Origin of the sequence: Bradyrhizobium sp. MOS001 (assembly GCF_004634465.1) — a bacterium.
GTDB lineage: Bacteria > Pseudomonadota > Alphaproteobacteria > Rhizobiales > Xanthobacteraceae > Bradyrhizobium > Bradyrhizobium barranii.
In genome coordinates this window covers 294,104-315,470 of sequence record NZ_SPVJ01000003.1, presented here as the reverse complement: position 1 = coordinate 315,470, position 21,367 = coordinate 294,104, and the positions used below count along the sequence as shown (strand labels likewise).

The following is a 21,367-nucleotide window of genomic DNA, read 5'->3' as shown; positions in this document are numbered from 1 at the left end:
CATGAATGGACCAATTTTGAGGGAGCAGGTCGCCGAAGAAACAGGCGTGTCACGGCGCGCCTTTCTTCAGGGCACAGGTTTGCTGCTCGGCTTTTCGCTGACCGGCGCCAGCACGAGCTCCGTCTTCGCGGCGTCCACTTCGCAGGTGCAGGTGGTCGAAAACGAGGTCACGGGTACTTTCGCGCCGAATGGATTTATACGGATCAATCCAACGGGCGCCGTGACGCTGGTCATGCCGATGGTCGAGATGGGACAGGGGGTCTACACGTCGCTCTCGATGCTTCTCGCTGAAGAACTGGAGGTGACGCTTGACCAAATTCAGGTTCAGCATGCGCCGCCAAATCACGCGCTTTACGTCAACTCGATCATAGGCATTCAAAATACAGGTGGTTCCGCCTCTGTCCGAGCGTTCTGGACACCGCTGCGTCAGGCAGGCGCAGTAGGTCGCAGTCTGCTGATCGGGGCAGCCGCAAAGCGCTGGAATGTCGATCCGGCGACTTGCCGCGCCAAGGACGGCATCGTCTTCGATGCGTCAGGCGCAAAGCATCTAAGCTACGGCGAACTTGCGACGGCCGCGGCGAAATTGCCCGTGCCGCCGGCGGCAAACGTCAAATTGAAGGATCCGAAGGATTTCACCTTGATCGGCACGCGTGCCAGGCGCGTGGATTCATCGATAAAGGTCGACGGGCGCGCGCTCTACGGCATCGACACGCGACTGCCGGGTATGAGGGTTGCAGCGGTTGCTATTTCGCCCGTGCTCGGTGGCAAAGTGAAAAAGGTGGACGAGAAAGCCGCGCTGGCGGTGAAGGGCGTCCGGCAGGTGGTCAACATCGATGAAGCCGTTGCCGTGGTGGCGGATCACATGGGTGCGGCGAAGAAGGGGCTCGAGGCCGCCGCCATCACGTGGGACGACGGGCCGAACGGCAAGGTCAGCAACGCCGATATCGTCAAGCAGTTGGAGGAGGAGTCCAAGAAACCAGGGGCGGTTGCCCGTAACGATGGTGATGCAGAGGAGGCCCTTGCTGTCGCGGCGCAACGAGTTGACGCGATCTATCAGGTGCCTTTCCTAGCCCATGCGGCGATGGAGCCGATGAACTGCACAGTCCACCTGCGGAAGGATCGCTGCGATATCTGGGTCGGGACGCAGGCGCCTACGATCACGCAGTCACTGGTGGCCGAACTCACCGGCCTGCCAACGGACGCAATCAAGATTCACAATCATCTGATTGGCGGTGGCTTCGGCCGAAGGCTGGAGGCCGATGGCACGGTGCTGGCCGTCAAGATCGCCAAGCACGTCGATGGCCCGGTGAAGGTGATCTGGAGTCGCGAGGAAGATATCCAGCACGATTTGTATCGGCCGTACTATCTCGATCGGCTGTCGGCCGGACTTGACGCGACCGGCAAGCCGGTTGCCTGGACGCATCGGATCGCCGGCTCCTCAGTCATGGCTCGCTACTATCCCCCTTACGTCAAGGACGGATTGGACCCCGATGCCGTCGAAGCGGCGGCCGAGCCGCCCTATGCGCTGCCCAATATCCACGTCGACTTTGTGCGGGTCGAGCCCCCTGGTGTCCGGACGTCTTGGTGGCGCGGTGTCGGACCGACCCACAATGTTTTTGTGGTCGAAAGCTTCATAGATGAGCTCGCTCATGCCGCGAAGCAGGATCCCGTCACTTACCGCAAGGGATTGCTTGGCCACAATCCGCGAGCACTCGCTGTTTTATCGCTTGCGGCGGAAAAAGCGGGGTGGGCATCCCCCCTTCCCGCGCGGCATGGCCGCGGAATTTCAGTGCAATTCGCATACGGAAGTTACACGTCGCAGGTCGCCGAGGTCGAAGTAGCGGCCGATGGCTCCGTCAAAGTCAAGCGGATCGTCTGTGCGCTCGACTGCGGAATGTACGTTAATCCAGATACAATCGAAGCGCAGGTTCAGGGTGGCACGCTTTTCGGCCTCACCGCCGCGCGCCATGGGTCAATCACCTTCAAGGATGGTCGGGTCGAGCAGAGCAATTTTGACAGCTATCTGCCGATGCGCATCGACGAGGTACCGGTGGTGGAGACACACTTGATCAAGAACGCGGAGGCTCCGGGTGGCGTTGGTGAAGCCCCGACGGCCATTGTCAGTGCTGCCGTGACCAATGCGATCTTCGCCGCAACAGGCAAGCGTGTGCGCAGCCTGCCGATCGATCCGAATTCGTTGAAGTCGTCGTCTTAATCCTTCCCGTCCTCCCGCGCGCGTTGTAGCACGCACGGGATGACGGTCGGGAACTAAAGTCCCGGAGCATAATGGCTATTGGAACATTCGCGTTCTCCGCAAGTCCAAATTTCGCCGAATGGCGAGAGGCGAGGTTCCGTGGTACGAACGGCATGGCGACGCCCCCGCTGATCCTCGGAGAACAGATTTCGGAGCACTATCGGTGCTGGTAGCCGTTAGCAGGAGCCACCACAGTCATGCATAATTCGAAATCGATTCCAAAACAGGCTCTCGTCGGGCAGAACGTTTCACCGCCCGCGGGCGCCACTGTCAAATTGTCTACAACAGACCTCAACAATTTAATGCAGGCGCTCGACATAGATGTCATCGCCATGACCGAGATTTTGGTGCCGCGAGGCCATCGAGTCGAATTTGGGACGATTGACGTACCCGGGATCCACTACAACTTAAGCGGCATGGGACGTCTATCAATTGATGGCGGGCCGACGATACCGTTGAGCCCTCATTTACTCATCATCGTGCCGCCAAACACTCCGCTCATGATCGAGGTTGACGGTGGAAATCGCCCTCCGAAGCTCATTTCGAGAGACTGCTGGACTCGTCAAGAAGGCATCCTTCGCGTCGCAGTGCCGAAAGAGCAACCAGAGATCGTCCAGATATGCGGCTTTTTTAACGCATCCTTTGGTCAGTCTGTGAGGCTGTTCGGAGAACTCCGCGAACCGGTCATCGAGCAATTCGAGCCGGCGGACAGGATTGATCTCAAGCTTCGCGAAGCAATGAACGAGTTGTTACAGCAAGAGGTCGGCGTTGGAGCCATGACAGCTTCTCTGCTCAGGCAGATCGTTGTCTCGTTGGTACGACGGTCGCTCAAGTCATCCCGACGGTGGACTGATCGGTTCTCGATACTTGCCGACAGGCAGGTCACCCGTGCTTTTGCAGATATGGTGGCGCGGCCGGGAGCCGCTCATTCGGTTCAAAGCTTGGCACACAGTGCAGGATTGAGTCGTTCGGCGTTCATGGCGCGCTTCTCGGACATTTTTGGACAATCCCCGATGGCTGTCTTGCGACACTTAAGAATGCGCCAGGCCGCGATCGATTTGACGACAACGACGATGTCGATCGACGCAGTGGCTCTTAATGCGGGGTACGAGAGCCGTTCGAGTTTTGTACGGGCTTTTCGAAAGGCGTACAATCGAGATCCGAGCGACCATCGGCGGATCGCCAAGGAGGGCGAAGCACGGAAGGATATTTGAGAACGGGGTGCGATCCGCTCGTAGGCTTATGCGCTCTACGATGGACACCCTAAGCATCGCGCTTCCTGTACGATAAGCAAGGTCCACCGGTCCCCCCACGACATCTAAAGGCTCTGCAGCCGGACAGGTCGGCCTGGTTTTGCCGATTCCCACTGTGATTCAATGAGTTTCGCTGGCGAGGCGACCGCCAAGCGCAGTTGGCTTGCTCGCACGACAGCCTGCGAATACTGAAAAGACGGACCGGATCTCTTCGGCCACGCAACATGTGTGCGCCTTCGTCGCGAAACGCAGTGGCGAGTTCCGCGCTCCCTTCCGCAGACAATGCATCCATGAACTCGCCGGTGACGAGCACCGAAGCCTCCAATACCCGGCAATGGGCTTCAACCCGACTAGCGACATTCACGGTGTCACCGATCAGGGTGAGTTCCAATTTCTTCTCATTGCCAACGTCTCCATGGATGACTTCGCCGTAATGGATACCGACGGCAATACGGAGCGACTGGTCTCTTGCCTCAATGCGTCGGTTCCAAGAATCGACGGATTTGATGAGCTCGATCGCACACTCCGCAGCGTTGGTGGCGTCGCGCAGGCTGGTCAACTGCGGGCCGAAAAAGGCCATCAACCCATCACCCAGGAACTTGTCGATCGAACCCTGATGGGAGAACACCACGTCACTGAACATACGCAAGTGGTGTCGCAGCGCCTGGACGACGACATCCGGAGGCCTGTTGGATGAGAAGTCAGTGAACCCGACGATGTCGACAAACAGGACTGCTGCACGCTGACAACGCGTAAACGAAAGAGGGGTCCGCGCCTTGATGAGCTGTTCAGCGATGCTTGGCGGGAAGAAGCGCGCCAGGTTCATACGTTCGCGCTCTGCTTTCTTGACGAGCTGGTTGGCGGAAAGTCTATGGAGCACAAGCATTGTCGTGACCAAGAGCGCGATCAGGCTAACACTGGATCGCAACGCTGCGATCCCATTGGGGACGAAGCCGTGCGTAAGAATATAGCTGAGGATGGTAAGCAGTGCGCAGACTAAGCCGACGACGACAGCGCCTCCGCGATCGAGATCCTGGGCAGCTACCAACACGACGACAACATACAGCGAGGCGACTGCGAACTGCAGTGATGACAAGGTATCGACCAGAAAGATGCCGATCGCGAGTACGGCTGCAGGAGCCAGGTACCTGAACCTTTCTATACGCATTGGACGCTCATGGCCGGTGTCAGCTCCCGCGCGGCTTCCCGGCCGGCGTGGGCCGGAGGCCGGCCTCGCCTGCTCGCGCCAGAACTCCTCAGGTGCGTTTCAGATCCTCGACCAGCATCGTCGCAGCGTGGCGCGCAAGCGCCTGGGTCGGAGCGTTGGTATTGCCGCTGGTTATGTTCGGCATGATCGAGGCATCGATTACCCGCAGGCCGTCGACGCCGCGGACCCTGAGCCTCGCGTCAACCACCGCTCGTGCATCCTGGCCCATCCGGCAGGTGCCGACCGGATGCCACATTGTCGTCACGACGCGCTTCACCCATTCGCGGATCTCCGCATCCGACTGGACGTGCAGGCCGGGGTCCATCTCTTCCTCGATCACCGGCGCCAACGACTCCTGGGCCATGACCTTGCGGATCGCGCGCACTGATTCCACCGCGGCCCTCAGGTCTTCCTCTTCGCCAACGAAATTCGGGTTGATGAGGGGCATCGACGTCGGGTCACTGTCGGCCAACCGCACCCAGCCGCGGCTCTTAGGCTGAAGCACCACGAGTTCGAAAGTGATGCCCGAGCGGTCGCCCGCCGGGCCGAGCTGCTCGTTCAAGACGATAGGAGCGTGATAGCATTGGATCGTAGGCTCGGCGGTGAAATCAGATGGATTCCAGTGTGTCACCGTCTCGATGCCATTACCCGACGCCGGGCCGTCCTTCGTGACGAGATAGCGCAGGCCGGCCTTCACGCTGCCGAGACCCTGCGCGGCAGCCTGATAGCCGAGATCACCCTTCACATAGACACGGACCGGTACCATCGGGTGATCCTGGAGATTTTCGCCTACCGCCGGAGAATCGACGATCACCGCGATACCGTGTTGACGCAGCTGCTCGGCTGGCCCGATGCCTGAGTGCATGAGGATCGTCGGGCTATGGACGGCGCCAGCCGACAGCACAACTTCGCTGGCCATGATCCTCTTCAGGCTCGTGTCCATGAACTCAACGCCCACAGCCCGCTTGTTTTCGACGAGGACGCGAGCGACGGTCTTGCCGGTGAGCAGGACCACGCGGCCCGAAGTGAGGTGCGGGCGAAGATAAGCGTCGACCGCGCTGCATCGGCGCTGGTCTCCGACCGTCGACTGCACCGGCGAGACGCCGATCTGGCTCTTGCCGTTATAGTCGGGATTATAGGGAATCCCATATTCCTGGAATGCCTTGAGGCAATATTGGTTCAGCTTATTGATGCCCTTGGGCAACTGGACAGCCAGGCCACCATCTATGCCGTGATACTCGTCGTGGAAGGTGTCGTTGTCCTCCTGCGCCATGAAGACGGGAAGCAGGTCTTCATACGACCATTTTCCGGTGTCGCCGACCGCGTCCTGCCACGCGGCGAAATCGCGCATCTGACCACGCACGTAGCACATCGCATTGATCGAGGAGCCGCCGCCGAGTACCTTGCCTGAGCGATATGCTCGCTTCGTCCCGTGCTGGGGAACCGTCTCGTATTTCCAGACATGCCGGTCGTGGGCCAGAAGTTTGGCGAAGCCCGCTGGGATGTGGATGAACGGATCGCGATCCATGTCGCCCGCCTCGATTAACGCGATCGACGCATCGGTGTGTTCGGCAAGATAACTCGCAACGACGCAACCGGCTGCGCCTGCACCAACAATGACAATATCGTAGGCTTCGTGGGACATCAGTGTCGTTTTTCTTTCACAGAATTTGCATCGTTCAATCAGCGTCCATCGCTGATGTGGCGCTATCGCAGCTCCTGATCCTGAGATTGATCGGACCATGCCTTTGGAGAGTGATCCTGCAACGCCGGCGGGGGAAATCACCTATCGCCATAGAGTCGATAGGCGATCGTTATTGTCGCTCCCCCGAGGTCCTATGGACGGCTGCAGACGAACATTGGCGACGTCTCGACGACGCCATCGCAGCTTTCAGCCGGCTGCGCGCCTGCCCAATTCCGGACGGATCGCAACTGGCTTCTCAGGCGGGTTCAGGACTGACGTCGTGAACAGGACAGCCGCAGCGAGGACCCAGTAGTACCAGGCGTCGAGCCCTGTGAATTTGAAGGCAAACGGTGCGATGACAAAGACCACCCCGACGGCGCGATCGACCCAAAGGTGCAGCCAGTAGGGAATGATGTGGACGATCCCGGTGGGATGGTCGGTCAGGGAGGCCAAGAGCAGCGCGGCCACACCGGCGACGACCGAGAGCTCGACTGCAACCGGTCCGCTTTGACCGAGCCCCAGCACGAACGGCGCGGCGATCAAGACGACCGCGACAGGATAGTCAATCAGGTAGGCGTGGATAGACTTGGTGATGAAGCGAAACGACATCGGAGACTCCTCTGGTCGATTACTTGAGCGGGTCCTTGCGACGCGGAAAGTGCATCCACCCAAGAGAGAGATTACGCAATCCTGTGCCAGCAAGCACTCCGGCACGGGCCAATCCGGTTAGACAAGCAATAGGCGTAGGCCGGCACGTCAACCATTGGAAATGCCCGGTCGTTATCGTTTCCATTCCAGTCGTCGGGCGCCACGGAAGCGGGGAAGCGTGGCGCGTCGACCGCGAGTCCGACGGTGGTGGCTCAGTGTCCGGCTGTCGAGGTCAGGGACAGCTTGGGAAGTCAGCATTGTTCGCGTAGCGCATTTGGGTGGCTTTTGAACCAACCGCAGTGAACGCATGCGCCGCATGTTCTTCCGGGCGCTGGACGCATTCGACGATTTCACGCCGTCCGAGCGACGACCGACCAATCGCGAAGGCGAGCGAACTTGACGAACGCATCCAGCGCCGGCGAGTAGCAGCGCCCCTGCACTGCCAGTAGCCGCACCTCCCGCGAAACCAGGTCGCCTTCGAGCGGGATGGTCTTGAGCGTCGGAAGGTGCGGCATGTGCTCGGGCGCGAGTATCACGCCGAAGCCAGCGGCGGCCATGTGCTGCAAGTGCAAGTCATGACCGCTGCAGTGGCCGAGGTGGAGCGGTTCCTCGGGGAAATACGACCGTTGGATCTTCGGAGTGATGTCGCATCCGGCGCGTTCCAGCAAGATGGTCTCACGGAGGTCGTCGATGCCGATCGAGGGACGGTTTGCGAGCCGGTGTGTCGGCGCGAGAACCGCGACGTAGCGCTCCTCGAACAGCGACCAGTCGTCGATGCGGGCGGGCACGTCCTGCACGTCGCCGACCATTGCGGCATTGATCTCCCCCTCGAGCAAGAGGTCGACGAGCTTCTCCGTCACATCCTCACGCAACTCTACGTGAAGTCCGGGAACGAACTTTGCGATCTCGGCGATCGGATCGAGGACGAGCGAGGCCGAGATGGATGGGGCGAGGCCGATCCTCAGTGGCGCGACTTCCTTGCGTTGGAACTCCTGGGCTCGGCGACGCACCGCCTCTGCCGAGGCCAGTGTGCGCTCCAGCATCGGAAGGACCTCTTTTCCAAGGTCGGTGAGCTGCGTCAACTGGCGTTCGCGGTAGATCAATTGGCCGCCGAGCTCCTGCTCGAGTTTCTGCACCGCCTTGGTCAGAGCGGGCTGCGTAACGTTGCACTGCTCGGCCGCGCGGGTGAAGTTGAGCGTGGACGCGACGGCGAGGAAGTAGCGAACCTGATGAAGCTCCATGGGCTGCTATGTTCTCCGTCAAGGTGCGGCTGTCTCTACCGACAGGCCTTGCGTCGCCCTGCCCGGATTCGGGCGCTCGTGGTCGTTCACCAAGAGGGGGAAGGCGAACTCGGTGACCGTCAACGGCCGCATTTTGACGGATAGGGGCGCCTCGGTCGACTACGCGGAGGTATGATGAGGTTCGCTTGTCGCTGCTTGTGCTAAGCGATCGCTTAGAAGTGAGAGCGTAAACCTCGCGCCCCGAATCCGTTGGCCGGATCGGCCCCTAAAGGAGAGGATCAGCGGCGCGGCGAAATGAGGTGGACGCGATTTGCGAGTAGACGGCACCCTCGCACGGAAGTGCTGATGGCACGCCTTTCAGGCTCAGAAGTTCTGCAGCTGCTGTAGTTTTATATTGAGGCAGTCCGCCATCCGGGTGAGTTCCGGGACCGAACGCGCTTTCATCTTCCGCATCAGGTTAGTGCGATGCACTTTCACCGTGGACTCGGCGATGCCGATATCGTTGGCAATCTGCTTGTTCAGGCGACCAGCCACGACATGGAGCATGACCTCAGTCTCGCGGGGGCTGAGCGTGTCGAGGCGCCGCCTTATTGCAGCCACCACCCTGTCACTCTCACGTCGGGCACGATCGCGAGTGAGTCCGGCATCGATGGCGTCAAGCAGATCCTGATCTCGGAATGGCTTTGTAAGGAACTCTATCGCACCGCTCTTCATTGCTTGCACAGTCATCGGCACGTCGGCGTAGGCTGTGATAAAGATGATAGGCACTTGCCTGTTTGCGGCGACAAGTTCGCTCTGAAGATCGAGACCGCTTCGCCCCGGCATTCTTACGTCGAGCACCAGGCAAGTAGGACCATCCGGCGGATCGGCCTCGAGAAAATCGGGAACAGACGAAAATTGTCGGGCATCCAAGCCGACTGTCCGCAACAGTCGCGCGACCGAATCGCGAAATTCGGGATCATCATCGATAACCAAGACACTGGGATTTGCCTCACCCATTCCCGGTATCCTGCGTTGGGGAAGCGCATTCTTGCCTAGTCCGGCACACCCTACGCACAATCTATCGAGATGAACAGAATATTTTGCCTGAGCGGATAGCCGGACGCCTAAACCATCGCTTAGGAACGTCGACATTGCGTTATTGAGGGATGTCCGAGACACTACGTTGCATGCAGCGCGAGGCGCTGCCTCGCCGGCCGGCGGAAGTGCCTGGAAGCCGCTATGTTGCATCGTACACTGATATCCGTCGTCGACGACGATCAGCCCCATCGTGAGTCAATGCGAAAGCTAATAATGCTGCTGGGCTATACTGTCGAAGCGTTTTCGTCGGCGGCCGATTTCCTGGCATCGCGGGCTCTGCCTGAAACCGCCTGCTTGGTCACTGACGTTAACATGCCCGGAATGACCGGAGTCGAGCTGCACAGGCGTTTGGTCGATACAGGGTATGCAATCCCAACGATCCTCGTTACCGCCTACCCCGATGAGGTTGTCAGGGATCAGGCTCTGAAGGACGGGGTTATTTGCTATCTCAGCAAGCCAGTGGACGATGACATTCTCGAGCGATGCGTGCGCTCGGCTCTGCGGTCGGGTACGCCGATTGAAGATAATTCATGAGTCGTTGTCCGCCGGCAGGGTAAACTGAAATACAGCGCCGCGAGGTTCGTTCGCTTCCGCCCACAACTTGCCTCCATGTGCTTGGATGATGGAACGGCATATCGACAACCCCATCCCTGTTCCACCGGACTTCGTGGTGTAAAAGGCGTCGAAGACTCGATCGAAATGCCCCGGATCAATGCCCCGCCCCGAATCCCGTACGGCTACGAGGGCGCCGGTCTGATCCTCCCTGGTGCTGATCAATAGCTCTCTCGCCCCTTCCTCAACCAAGCCCATCGCTTCGGCCGCGTTCAGGATCAAGTTCAGCAATACCTGTTGCAGCTGAACGCAATCCCCCATAACCGGAAGCAGTCCATCCGCGAGCCGGGTTTGGACCGAAACGCTGTTCCTGTGAATTGCGCTTTGCGCCAGTACAATCACTTCGTTGATAGCCGAATTGAGATCAAAACGCTCCTTTCGCAGAGGCGCTTTCTTGATGTGATCACGCATCCGTCCGACGATATCCTTGGCGCGGTCAGTGTCCCTCACGACGCAAGCAAGCGCTTCCCTGGTCTCATCCAGATTTGGCGGTTTCATCTCCAGAAAGCGCATCCCTGCGCGGGCGTTGTTACGAGCGGTAGCGATCGGATGCAGAATTTCGTGAGACAGCGAGGCCGCCAATTCTCCCATCATGTTCACGCGGTTCATGTGGGCGAAATCCAGTTCGAACTGACGCAGCTTTTCACGTTCGTCCTGCGCCCGCCTTCGCTCCGTCACATCGACGGTTGTGGTGATAACCTCAGCCAGCGCGCCCCTGGGCGAAAACACATGATAGCTGGTTCCTTCGACCCATTTGATTGTTCCATCGGGTAGGAGAAGTCTGAACTCGGCCACGAAGTCTCTCTTTTGTTGCACGGCCTCCTGAACCGCGCCCCACACTCTGTCGCGGTCCTCTGGGTGAATACGTTCCCAAATACCTTGCCGACTAGGAAGGCCCTGCGACGGATCAACCCCCCAGATCCTGTAACTCTCGTCCGACCAATAGAGGTAACGCATCGTTGTGGCGTTGTAGATCCAATAGCCGGTGCGGCTGAGTCTTTGTGCCTGGCTAAGCGCTTCCTCGACGCGCTTTCGCTCCGTCAAATCGAGCACGAATGCAAGGCCCTCGTCGCCTCCTTCCTTGAACAGAGCAGCGCCAATAAGCACGGGAACGCGGCTGCCGTCCTTCCGAACATACTCCTTCTCGAAGGGTCGAACTATTCCGGCTGAGTTCAGTTCTGCCTGAGTCAGTATGTCCCGCTCGCGCCATTCGGGCGGGGACAGCTCGGTCCAGCGCACGCGGCCCGAAACCAAGTCCGCACGGTCATATCCTACGATGCGTAGAAACGCGTCATTCGCTTCGAGGATCCGTCCTTCGCGATCGGCAATGAGGATCCCAATGATGTTGGCGTCGACCAAACGCCTGATCTTCCCTTCCCGATCCGCGAGGTCGTCATAAAGCCGCGAATTTTCGAGCGAGATGGCCGCCTGCGACGCAAGCACCTTCAAGACTGTGACGCGGTCGGGTGTGAAAACGTGGGCCGCCAAGTTGTTTTCTAGGTAGAGTACGCCGGCCAGTCTGCCTTGTTTGAGCAACGGCAGGCAGAGAATTGAATGGGCGTGATGCTTATGGATGTACTCATCGGCGGAAAACGGGTTCGCGGCGGCGGCATCGTGGATAAGAACGCTCTCTTTTGTCCGGATCACGTAGTGTAGAATGGACTCCGGTAGATTTGCAGCGGTTACACCTGCTTGTCGCTGACCGACGGTCACCATATCATTGCTGATCGTGACTTCCGCCTCAATCCGGTACCCATCGCCGACCGCAAGGATCAACAGACCTCGCCCGGCACCCGCGTACTCAATCGCCGTGCGCATCAGCGTGTCGATCAGCTTTTCCAGGACGATCTCGCCCGACACGGTTTGCGAGACTTTGATAACCGTAGATAGATCCAGTTGTTCGACGGGTGCCCCGATCGTGCTTGTGGGGCCTGCAACTGGCTTTTCCTTCCTGAGGTGCGGATACAACTCGTCGAGTTGGCGCACCTTGCCGTCGGCTCCCCAGCGGATGTATCCGTACCGCGCGTCCTGCAGATAGGCATGTGCGATCTTCTCGAACCCGCGTGCGGCATAAAAGCGTGCGGCGACTTCGTTGGCGAGCGCCTCGTTGTGGACCAAGCCATGCGTGTGTGCCGAGCGGATAGCGTGCTCGTAAAGATGTTCGGCATCGAGCGCGCGGCCTTCGATCCGGGCGATCTCCGCCCCGACGAGTGCGGCGCGGTTCTCGAAGTTGTCCGGGCAAGCCATCGCCCAGACCTCGAGCTGTCGGTGGTGCGCAGCCAGTGCCTCGACATGCTCCTGCCGTTGGCCGGCCGCCGCGGACTCGCAGGATGTCGCTCTGGAGAGCGCACTGTAAAAGTGATATTCCGCGCATTCGAAAAAAGACGCCGATGTCGGCTGCAGCTGTTGCGCCCTCAATGAGGCCTCGAGGGCACCCACATAGTCGCCGGCAAAGAAACGTGCCTGCAGCTTGCGGGTCCAATACGAGCCCTCGGCCAACGCCAGATCCGGGTTCTTGCGGAAACGAGACTCCAGTAGGAGTTCGTTGAACTGCCCATCGTCAAAGCAACCGAAAATCGGCGTCAAGCCGCGGAGTGTCCGGATCAGCCCTAGCTGGCCGGCAATGGAGTCAATCGCAAAGCCGAACCGCATGTTCCGCGCGAACGCAAGACCATGCTCGACCTCGACCTGCACGATATCGAGCGGATCGCCCGCCGCGAGAAGATACGTGTTCAGGTGGGTGTAGTAGTACGCCGCAAAAGTGAGGTCACCTATCTGGTTTGCTGTCTCAAACGCACGTCGCAGCAGATCACGACCTTCCCGGACATGTCTCGTCCAGAACATGAGTAAGTATCCAAAGTTCAAATAGGTCCTGGCCTGGAAGCGCTTTAGCCCGCGCTGTTCGACCAGTTCATAGCCGAGACGGCCGAATCGAAGCCCCGCCTGGTAGTCGCCGAATTCCGGTCCAGCAAGCCTGGCAAGCACTGCATAGGCGTAGCACGACCCGTCACAATTGCCGCCCTCGAGGCTGAGATTGACTGCTCGACAGATGACCATCGAACGTAGTTTCGCATCTGTATAGTGGGCCGGCGGCCCGAGCTTCGTCAGCACATCAAGGGTCGCGAGCGATACGGGATCGCTCATCAAAGGCAGATCAATCAGGGTTTCTATCGCGCGGGAGCCGAGTTGGGACCAGATCCGGTCATACTCGCACCTTGCCTCGTCTTCCGACGGGTGCGCCGACCAGTCAACACCCAGGTGGCGGAGATAGTCGAGACCGACTGCGATCGCGCGACTGCCCTGATCCAGGGTCGTGTAAAGATCCACCTGCAGGCACGTCACGCGGGCTCGTTCGATCGTCGTTGCGGCACGGGCCGACAGCATCGCCAGGCGCTGCTCGGCTTCCGCCAGTGCACCAGTGAGGAATTCACATTCGGCCCGGTGCAACTCCAGCTCAAAGATCAGGTCGTGCTGGCGCTCCCAGGAGTCCCCTGGCAGCAGTGCTACGCCGGAGACTAGGTAGTTCAGCGCCGAGGCATATGCCGTCGAGGTCTTTGCGCGTTTACCTGCAATGAAATTCAACTCAGCGACCCGCTCAAGCTCCTCAGTTGACGTGATGAGATGCGAGCCGCGGTTGAGCTGATTGACGATTTCGAAGATCGTCTCCTCCAACCTCTCTGGGGGGGTCTGCGCTGCGAGCAGCATCCCTATTCGGAGATGGGCTTCGGCACGCGATTCCTCCGGAATCAAGGAGTAGGCCGCTTCCTGGACACGGTCGTGGAGAAACTTGTAGGAATCCTCTGAACGAAAGATCAGCCCTGCTCGCACCGCTTCCCAAAGCTGCCCGTGCATCTCCTCCCCGGAGTCCTGGTAAGCGATCCGCAACATGGCGGCCCCTGCGTCGTTGCCCAGGCAGGCGAGCTTTTGCAGTGCGTTCCGGGTTTCCGCGGACAGACGGTTCAGCTTCCCCACCATAAGGTCCACCACATTGTCGGTGTAACCTTTGGCGTGAATGCGATTCAGGTCCCAGCACCATCGCGCCTCGTCATAATCGAAAGTGAGCAATGCTTCGTCGGCGAGCGCAGAAATGAACTGAATAGCGAAAAGCGGATTGCCGGTTGTCTTTTCGTGAATCAGCTGTGCCAGCGGCGCGATTTTCTCCGGTTCGCTGTGAACGGAATCCGCGATTAATTGTCCCAGATCTTCACAGGATAAGGGCGCCAATACGATGTCGTGTAGTATCGCTCCGGCTTGGCGGATCGCTTCAAGCTTGCGTATCAGCGGATGGACGGGATCGACTTCGTTGTTGCGGTAAGCGCCAATCAACAACAGGTTCTGTACATCCGGCCGGGTCAACAGATCCTGAAGCAAATCGAGCGTTGCTGCATCGAGCCATTGGAGATCATCAAGGAACAGGGCGAGCGGATGTTCCGGTCGCCCGAATACACTGATGAATCGCCGGAACGCCAGCTGAAAGCGACCCTGCACGTCCTGTGGCGGCAGTTCGGGGACCGGTGGCTGTTCGCCGATGATGTGCTTCAATTCCGGAACGAGATCGACAATGAGCCGAGCGTTCGGCTCGAGCGCCTCGAGCAGCGCCTCCCGCCATTTCCGCAACTCCGCTTCGGTCTTGCTCAAGAGAGGGCGGATCAGGCTCTGAAAGGCCTGCGCAAGGGTGACGTAGGGGATGTCGCGTTTGTACTGATCAAGCTTGCCCGACGCAAAAAGACCGCGGGGCGGAACAAGCCGCTTATGAAGCTCGTTAACGACCGCGGATTTGCCGATGCCGGAGTATCCGGAAACGAGGACCAACTCCGGCCTGCCGCCGGCAACGATACGGTCGAAGGAGGCAAGCAGGGTATCGATCTCGGCTGTCCGACCATACAATTTCTCGGGGATCAGCAGCCGATCCGGAGTGTCATGTTCCCCGGGCGGAAATTCGTCGATATCGCCTCGGGTTTCCCATTCGGCGAGGCAGCGCCGTAAATCGCTCTCGGCGCCTGCAGCCGTCTGGTAACGCTCCTCGGCAGTCTTGGCGAGCAGCTTCATAATGATCGCAGAGACGGAGCCTGGGAGGCTCTTTAACCGCTCGCTGGGCGGCGCCGGTCGTCTTGCGATATGGCAGTGCACCCATTCCATCGGATCGGCCGCCGTGAAGGGCAGCACGCCCGTGAGCATCTGGTACAGCGTGACGCCGAGGGCGTAGAGGTCGCTGCGGGCGTCGATCGAGCGGTTCATCCGCCCGGTTTGTTCGGGTGCCATGTAAGCGAGCGTACCGGCGATGGTCTCGGGCGGCTCGGGCGCCTGCCGCTCGCGGGACAGGCGCGATGCGATGCCAAACCCGGTGAGACGCACGTGTCCATCCGCGCAGTCCACCACGATATTAGCTGGCTTGATGTCTTTGTGGATGAGCCCGCGCTGATGAAGCTTGCCCAAGGCTGAGGTAACGGCGATAGCCAGGCACAGGAAGCGCGCTACCTCCATGGGCTCACCGAGCAAATGTTCGAGCGGCTGGCCGCCTGGATCATCGAGCACTAGCACGGTCCGACCGGCGTCGCGCATGAGGGCCAGCGGCCGCACCGCCCATGGCCCGTCGAGTTCATCCTTCAGCTCGTATTCGTGCGTGAGACGATCGAGTCTTGACCGGGACGGGTGATCGGCGGCGGGAGCAACGAGCAGGACGGCGAGCCGGTTGCCATTGTCGTCCACTCGCCAGCCGCGGCTAAACACGCGCTCGCCATCCTCCCACAACACCTGGGAACTACCATCCGAGTATGCGACGTTCAGCGACTGCCGCACCATCTGTCAGACTCCGGCGTCGGGCTTCGGCCTGAAGTCGGCCAATCAAGCGCTTCGCGCGCCACACGCGCGGTTTCTCCCCCGCCGGGAGAAATCGTACTCCGTCGCCCGAGAAATGCCAGCCGATCCCCGGTCCGACCGGATACGGCTATAGGGATCCCCCTCGCAGAAGCCGGCCTTATTGCCGCGAAATTCGCCGGTAAAGCAATGGATCGAGAGTTCCGCTCGATCGAAATCCCCGTGGAACGAGCGCCGCTCTCTCGCCGCAGAATCCCAGGCGCGCCCCAGCCGTTCCGATAACGATCGGCTATCAACTCCATGGCGAGAGGTGACTTTCCTTTCAACTGGCTTGAACACAATCTGCAACCGATCGCCCCCATCCTCGATACCGGCCGAAGTCGGCGTTCTGTTGAACGATCGCAGGCCAAGAGGTCCGAGATGCGTCGATCGCTTCAGGGCACGCCACCAAGGTGAGCACAATTGGATGGGCTGGTTCCAACACGCTTCGACCAGTCGCCCGAAAACCACGCGAGGGCGTCATGACGCTTCATATCTCACAGCGAGGCAAAGAATATTTGAGGACAGCGAAGACCTTGCTTCGCTCTGCCAAAGCCATGACGGACCACGTGATTGCGGCTCAGCTGAAGGCTCTTGCCGACGACCACGAGCGGCGAGCCAAGAAGGCTTCGCTCGACGGTGCAAGGGATTGCTCGATCCGCCGCTAGACTACACGTGAAATGCGTGAGCCGTCGAATAGGCGTCGCGGCAGCGGCCCAGCGGCTGCTAAGCTGGGGCTGCCAACGTCATAGCGCACCGCGGCCAACGCAGCTCATTCCGCCGCGGCCGCGTTCGGCTGAATTGGCCTGCCCTCGTTCGTGCCTTCCGCGAGGTTGCGCACCACGACATAGAAAATCGGCGTGAAGATCAGGCCGAACAGCGTGACGCCGAGCATGCCGAAGAACACGGCGACGCCGACCGCCTGGCGCATCTCCGAGCCCGAACCGGTAGAAACCACCAGGGGTAGCACGCCGAGGATGAAAGCAAACGAGGTCATCAGAATCGGCCGCAGGCGGAGCCGGCAGGCCTCAATGACAGCCTCCAGCCGCGACCTGCCCTCAAGCTCGATATCGCGCGCGAACTCGACGATCAGGATCGCGTTCTTGGCCGCAAGTCCGACCAGCACCACGAAGCCGATCTGGGTTAGGATGTTGACGTCCTGACCCATGATGCGCACCCCGATGGTGGCCGCGAACAGGCACATCGGCACGATCAGGATCACCGCGAATGGCAACGTCCAGCTGCCATATTGCGCTGCCAGCACCAAATAGACGAACAGCACACAGATCGGGAACACATAGAGGCCGGCATTGCCACCCATCACCTGTTGATAGGACAGGTCGGTCCATTCGAGAGAAAAGCCGCTCGGCAACGTTTCGTCGGCCAATCGCTTGATTGTGCTGAGCGCCGTGGCCGAGCTTATGCCCGTGGCCGGCTCACCTTGCATCTCGGATGCCGAGTAGAGATTGTATCGCGCCACACGATCGGGTCCCGAGATGTCCTTGAAGTCAACAACGCTGCCGAGCATAACCATGTCGCCGGCCGCGTTCCGGGTACGCAGCCGCGCGAGATCGGAAGTCTCCTTGCGGAAGGGGAGATCGGCCTGCGCGGTGACGTGATAGGTGCGCCCGAACAAATTAAAGTCGTTGACATAGGCCGAACCGAAGTAGGTCTCGATCGTGTCGGTGATGTTGGCGATGGGGACCGCGAGCTTCTGCGCCTTGACACGATCGATATCGACAAACAGCTGCGGCGTATTCGCCGTGAAAGGCGAGAACACCGAGGTCAGATTTGGCGACTTACGCGCGGCGGCGACGAGCTCGTCCGTCGCCGCTGCGAGCAGCTCGGGACCGCGCCCTTGTCGATCCTGGATGCGGATGGCGAAGCCGCCACCGGTGCCGATGCCTGGCACCGCGGGCGGTGGAATGACGATGATGAAAGCGCCCTGGATCGCCGACAGCCGCTTGCGTAGATCGGCCGTGATCGCGTTGGCCGTCAATCCCTTCTTCTGCCGCGCCTCCGGCTCGTCGAACACCGGGAACAGCGCTGCGGCATTGCCGGCCTGCGTGCGCGTCGCGCCGGAGAACCCGCTGAACGCCCCGACACGGACGATACCTGGCGTATCCAGCGCGATCCGCTCGATTTCGCGCACCACCGCAGCGGTCCGCGCCAGCGACGCGGCGCCTGGCAATTGCGCCGAGATGATGAGGTAACCCCGATCCTGCGCGGGAATGAAGCCCTGCGAGGTGGTGGCGAGTAGCCAGCCGGCGCTGCCGATCAGCCCGAGATAGATCACAAGCATCACCACCGTATGCCGGATCACGAAGTCGGCGGTGGCCGCGTAGCCGCGCGCCAGGCGATCGAAGATGCGGTTGAACAGCGCGGTGAAGCCGTGCCAGCCGCGCGCAATGACGTTCCAGCGCGCCGGCGGACGTTTCTCCTCGTGTGGCGTAAGAATCTGGGAGGCCAGTGCCGGCGACAGTGTCAGCGAGCAGAAGCAGGAGATCGCGGTCGCGACTGCGATGGTGACGGCGAATTGCTGGAAGAACTGCCCGGAGATGCCGCCCAGGAAAGCTGTTGGCACGAACACCGCGCAGAGCACGAGTGCGATCGAGACCAGCGCGCCGCCGACTTCCTCCATGGTCTTGAGCGCCGCCTCGCGTCGGCTCATACCGTGCTGGAGATGTCTCTCGACATTCTCGACAACCACGATGGCGTCGTCGACCACGATGCCGACCGCGAGAACCAGACCGAAGAGCGTCAAATTATTGATCGAGAATCCAAGCGCGGCCATCACCGCGAAGGTGCCGACCAGCGACACCGGGATCGCGATGATCGGGATGATCGCAGGCCGCCATCCCTGCAAGAACACCAGCACCACAATGACGACGAGCGCCATCGCCTCGTAGACCGTCTTAATCAGCTCATGGACCGATTGGGCGATGAATTCGGTGGGGTTGTAGCCGATATTGTAGTCGAGCCCCTTCGGAAAACTCTCCTTCAGCTTCGCCATGGTGGTGGAGATTGCCTTCGCCGTGGCGAGCGCGTTCGATCCGGGCCGTTGCGTCACCCCCATTGCGACGGCCGATTTGCGCAGTATGCGGCTGCTGGTGGCGTAGGAGAGCGCACCGAGCTCGACGCGCGCGACGTCGCGCAGACGTGCGGTGCGGCCGTCGGAACCGGCCTTCACCACGATGTCCTCAAACTGCCCGATATCTTTGAAGCGGCCAGTGAAGACGAGGTTCGGCTGGAGCGCGCGATCGGCAATCGGCGGCTCAGCGATCTGTCCGCCGGTGATCTGCAGATTCTGGGCGCGGATCGCCGCCAGCACCTCGCCCGATGTCAGGCCGACATCAGCGATCCGGTCGGGATCGAGCCACACTCGCATCGAGTAGTCGCGCGCGCCGAACATCTGGATGTCACCGACGCCGTCGAGCCGCAAAAGCTGATCGCGCACCTGCAGCAGCGTGTAGTTGGAGATGTAGAGTTGATCGAACGAGTCGTCGGGCGACAGCACGAATACGGCCATCAGGATGTCGGGCGAGTTCTTGCGGGTTACGACGCCGTTGCGCTGCACCTCGTCCGGCAGCCGCGGCTGCGCAATCGCGACGCGGTTCTGCACAAGTACCTGCGCCTTGTCGAGGTCGGTACCGAGCTTGAAGGTGACGGTGATGGTGAGCTGGCCGTTCGAGGTCGCCTGGCTGTAGAGATACAGCATGTCCTCGACGCCGTTGATCTCCTGCTCGATCGGGGCTGCCACCGTGTCGGATACGGTCTGCGCTGAGGCGCCGGGATATTGCGTGGTGACGGTGACGGTCGGCGGCACCGCCTGCGGATATTCCGAGACCGGCAGCGTCTGGTAGGCGATCGTGCCGACGATCACAAGCACGATCGACAGTACCATCGCCAAGATTGGCTGGTTGATGGAAAGCCTTCCAAGATTCATGGCTTCGCACCTGCCGGAGTCTTGTCGTCTGCCGGCGCCTGCGCCATTTTCGGTGTCACCTTGGCGCCGACGCGGGCACGCTGCAGCCCGTCGACGATGACCTGATCCCCCGGCATGAGGCCCTCGCGAATCACGCGCAGCCCCCCATCGAGCGGCCCGAGTATCACCGGCCTTACATCTACCGTGTTGTCTGCCTTGACCACGAACACGATCTTGCGCGACTGGTCGGTGGCTATAGCGGCGTCCGGAATCAGCAGCGCCTCGTAGGGCGACGAGCCGATGATCCTGACGCGGCCAAACTGCCCCGGGAGGATCGAGAGATCCTTGTTCGGGACAATCGCGCGGCTGCGCAGCGTCGCAGTCGAGATGTCCAGTCGATTGTCGAGGAAGTCCATCTTCCCCACATGCGAGGGCTTTGTCTCGCCGGTCAGCGTCACCTGCACGGGATTTGACGTATCGCGCGAACTTGGCCGCTTGCCTTCGAACCACAGCCTGCTGTTGCGCTGATAGGTCGCCTCGTCGACGTCGAAATAGATGTAAATCGGATCGAGCGACACGATCGAGGTGAGCAACGTCGCGCCGCTATCGGCGCCCTGCACGAGGTTGCCGGGGGTCACCAGATGGCGACTGACGCGGCCGGTGATCGGCGCCAGCACGTGGGTGAATTCGACATTGAGCTGCGCGGCCTTCAGCGCACCCTCGGCCTGCGTCTCGGCCGCATAAGCCGCCTGCAAGGCCTGACGGCGCTGATCGACGACCTGCACCGAAACTGCGCTGGTCTGGACCAGGTTCAACCCACGGTCGAGTTCACGCTTGGCAAGCTCTGCCTTGGCCCGCGCGTCGTCGAGTTGGCCCTGCGCTTGTGAGGCGACCGCCTCGAACGGGCGCGGATCGATGATGTAGAGCAGATCGCTGGCATGAACGATCGCACCGTCTGTGAACTCGACGCTGTTGACGAAGCCACCGACGCGGGCACGGACCTGAACCTCCTGTATCGCCTCAAAGCGGCCGGTGAACTCGTCCCAGTCAGTGACCGTGCGCTTGACTGGTTGCGCGACTGTAACCAGCGGCGGTGCAGGCGCAGCCTCCTGCGATTGTGCCTTCTTGTCGCAGCCCGCGAGCGCCAGCGCGAACAGCAGACCGATCGGTGCGACGAAGCATCGTGGAAAGCGATAAAACGAACCGCGATCGAGCTGAGGTGCCGGAGCCGGTTGCACCATTCTATCAGTCATACTCACTTCCGTCTCTCCAAGAACCCAGCGCGATGATCTAGATTACGTCGTTGCTTCGCATATCGACCCACTGCGCTCTCGAGCTTTCATCGTGATCCGCGCTTTGATCGCAGAACCGCAGGTTTAGGCTCGACGATGCTTTGGAGAATGGCCTTGCAATGCCGGCGACGGAAATCACCTCTCGCCATGGACTCGATAAACGGTCGTTATTGCCGCTCGCCGCGCGAGCGCGATGCCGTCGCGAGGATTGCCGCAGGCTGCGTGGCACTCGAAACCGCGACGTCTTATTCTGCGGAGAATTTCGAGTCGCGCTCGGTCAGAGCCGACAAGATCAAACATACCCGAAACAGCCGG

Annotated in this window: 12 protein-coding genes; 4 read left to right on the top strand and 8 right to left on the bottom strand. The window is 60.4% G+C overall.

The genetic code is table 11. The annotated features are described in order from the left end of the window. Position 1: 1 nt before the first annotated feature. Together CT676_RS07135 and CT676_RS07130 are read left to right on the top strand one after the other, a co-directional pair. Complete coding sequence (locus CT676_RS07135; RefSeq protein ID WP_135214196.1) at positions 2–2,215, top strand: xanthine dehydrogenase family protein molybdopterin-binding subunit; 2,214 nt, start codon at positions 2–4, stop codon at positions 2,213–2,215. 236 nt (positions 2,216–2,451) lie between these two features. Further along, a complete protein-coding gene (locus tag CT676_RS07130) occupies positions 2,452–3,468 on the top strand; it encodes a helix-turn-helix transcriptional regulator (RefSeq protein ID WP_135214195.1) in 1,017 nt (338 codons plus the stop codon). Between the two features lie 49 nt (positions 3,469–3,517). Here CT676_RS07130 and CT676_RS07125 read toward each other — a convergent pair whose 3' ends face one another. The 5 genes from CT676_RS07125 to CT676_RS07105 all read right to left on the bottom strand — a co-directional run bounded on the left by CT676_RS07125 (position 3,518) and on the right by CT676_RS07105 (position 9,286). Next, a complete protein-coding gene (locus tag CT676_RS07125) occupies positions 3,518–4,675 on the bottom strand; it encodes an adenylate/guanylate cyclase domain-containing protein (RefSeq protein ID WP_135214194.1) in 1,158 nt (385 codons plus the stop codon). Positions 4,676–4,763: 88 nt separating this feature from the next. Then, positions 4,764–6,359, bottom strand: a complete 1,596-nt coding sequence (locus CT676_RS07120) for a GMC family oxidoreductase N-terminal domain-containing protein (protein ID WP_135214193.1) — start codon at positions 6,357–6,359, stop codon at positions 4,764–4,766. A 246-nt stretch (positions 6,360–6,605) separates the two neighbouring features. Continuing rightward, positions 6,606–7,007, bottom strand: coding sequence for a hypothetical protein (locus CT676_RS07115; protein WP_135214192.1), 402 nt, complete (start codon positions 7,005–7,007; stop codon positions 6,606–6,608). Positions 7,008–7,396: 389 nt separating this feature from the next. Beyond that, positions 7,397–8,287, bottom strand: a complete 891-nt coding sequence (locus CT676_RS07110; RefSeq protein ID WP_135214191.1) for a LysR family transcriptional regulator — start codon at positions 8,285–8,287, stop codon at positions 7,397–7,399. Positions 8,288–8,650: 363 nt separating this feature from the next. Beyond that, positions 8,651–9,286, bottom strand: a complete 636-nt coding sequence (locus CT676_RS07105) for a response regulator transcription factor (RefSeq protein ID WP_135214190.1) — start codon at positions 9,284–9,286, stop codon at positions 8,651–8,653. A 222-nt stretch (positions 9,287–9,508) separates the two neighbouring features. Between CT676_RS07105 and CT676_RS07100 the strand changes: the two genes are divergently transcribed. Further along, positions 9,509–9,901, top strand: coding sequence for a response regulator (locus CT676_RS07100; protein WP_063981756.1), 393 nt, complete (start codon positions 9,509–9,511; stop codon positions 9,899–9,901). On the opposite strand, the gene CT676_RS07095 is transcribed toward CT676_RS07100, so the two are convergent. Continuing rightward, the gene (locus CT676_RS07095) at positions 9,896–15,781 is read right to left on the bottom strand and encodes an ATP-binding sensor histidine kinase (protein ID WP_135214189.1); all 5,886 of its coding nucleotides are present in this window, start codon (positions 15,779–15,781) and stop codon (positions 9,896–9,898) included. The two genes, CT676_RS07100 and CT676_RS07095, sit on opposite strands and share 6 nt — an antisense overlap. A 536-nt stretch (positions 15,782–16,317) precedes the next feature. Here CT676_RS07095 and CT676_RS07090 point away from each other — a divergent pair. Next, entirely contained in the window at positions 16,318–16,503 is a 186-nt protein-coding gene (locus CT676_RS07090) for a hypothetical protein (RefSeq protein WP_063981754.1), read from the top strand. 104 nt (positions 16,504–16,607) lie between these two features. Here the strand turns inward: CT676_RS07090 and CT676_RS07085 are convergent, their stop codons facing one another. Together CT676_RS07085 and CT676_RS07080 are read right to left on the bottom strand one after the other, a co-directional pair. Next, entirely contained in the window at positions 16,608–19,781 is a 3,174-nt protein-coding gene (locus CT676_RS07085; protein WP_135214188.1) for a multidrug efflux RND transporter permease subunit, read from the bottom strand. Next, complete coding sequence (locus CT676_RS07080; protein WP_063981752.1) at positions 19,778–21,001, bottom strand: efflux RND transporter periplasmic adaptor subunit; 1,224 nt, start codon at positions 20,999–21,001, stop codon at positions 19,778–19,780. Before CT676_RS07080 ends, CT676_RS07085 begins: the two co-directional genes overlap by 4 nt. Between the last annotated feature and the right edge of the window lie 366 nt (positions 21,002–21,367).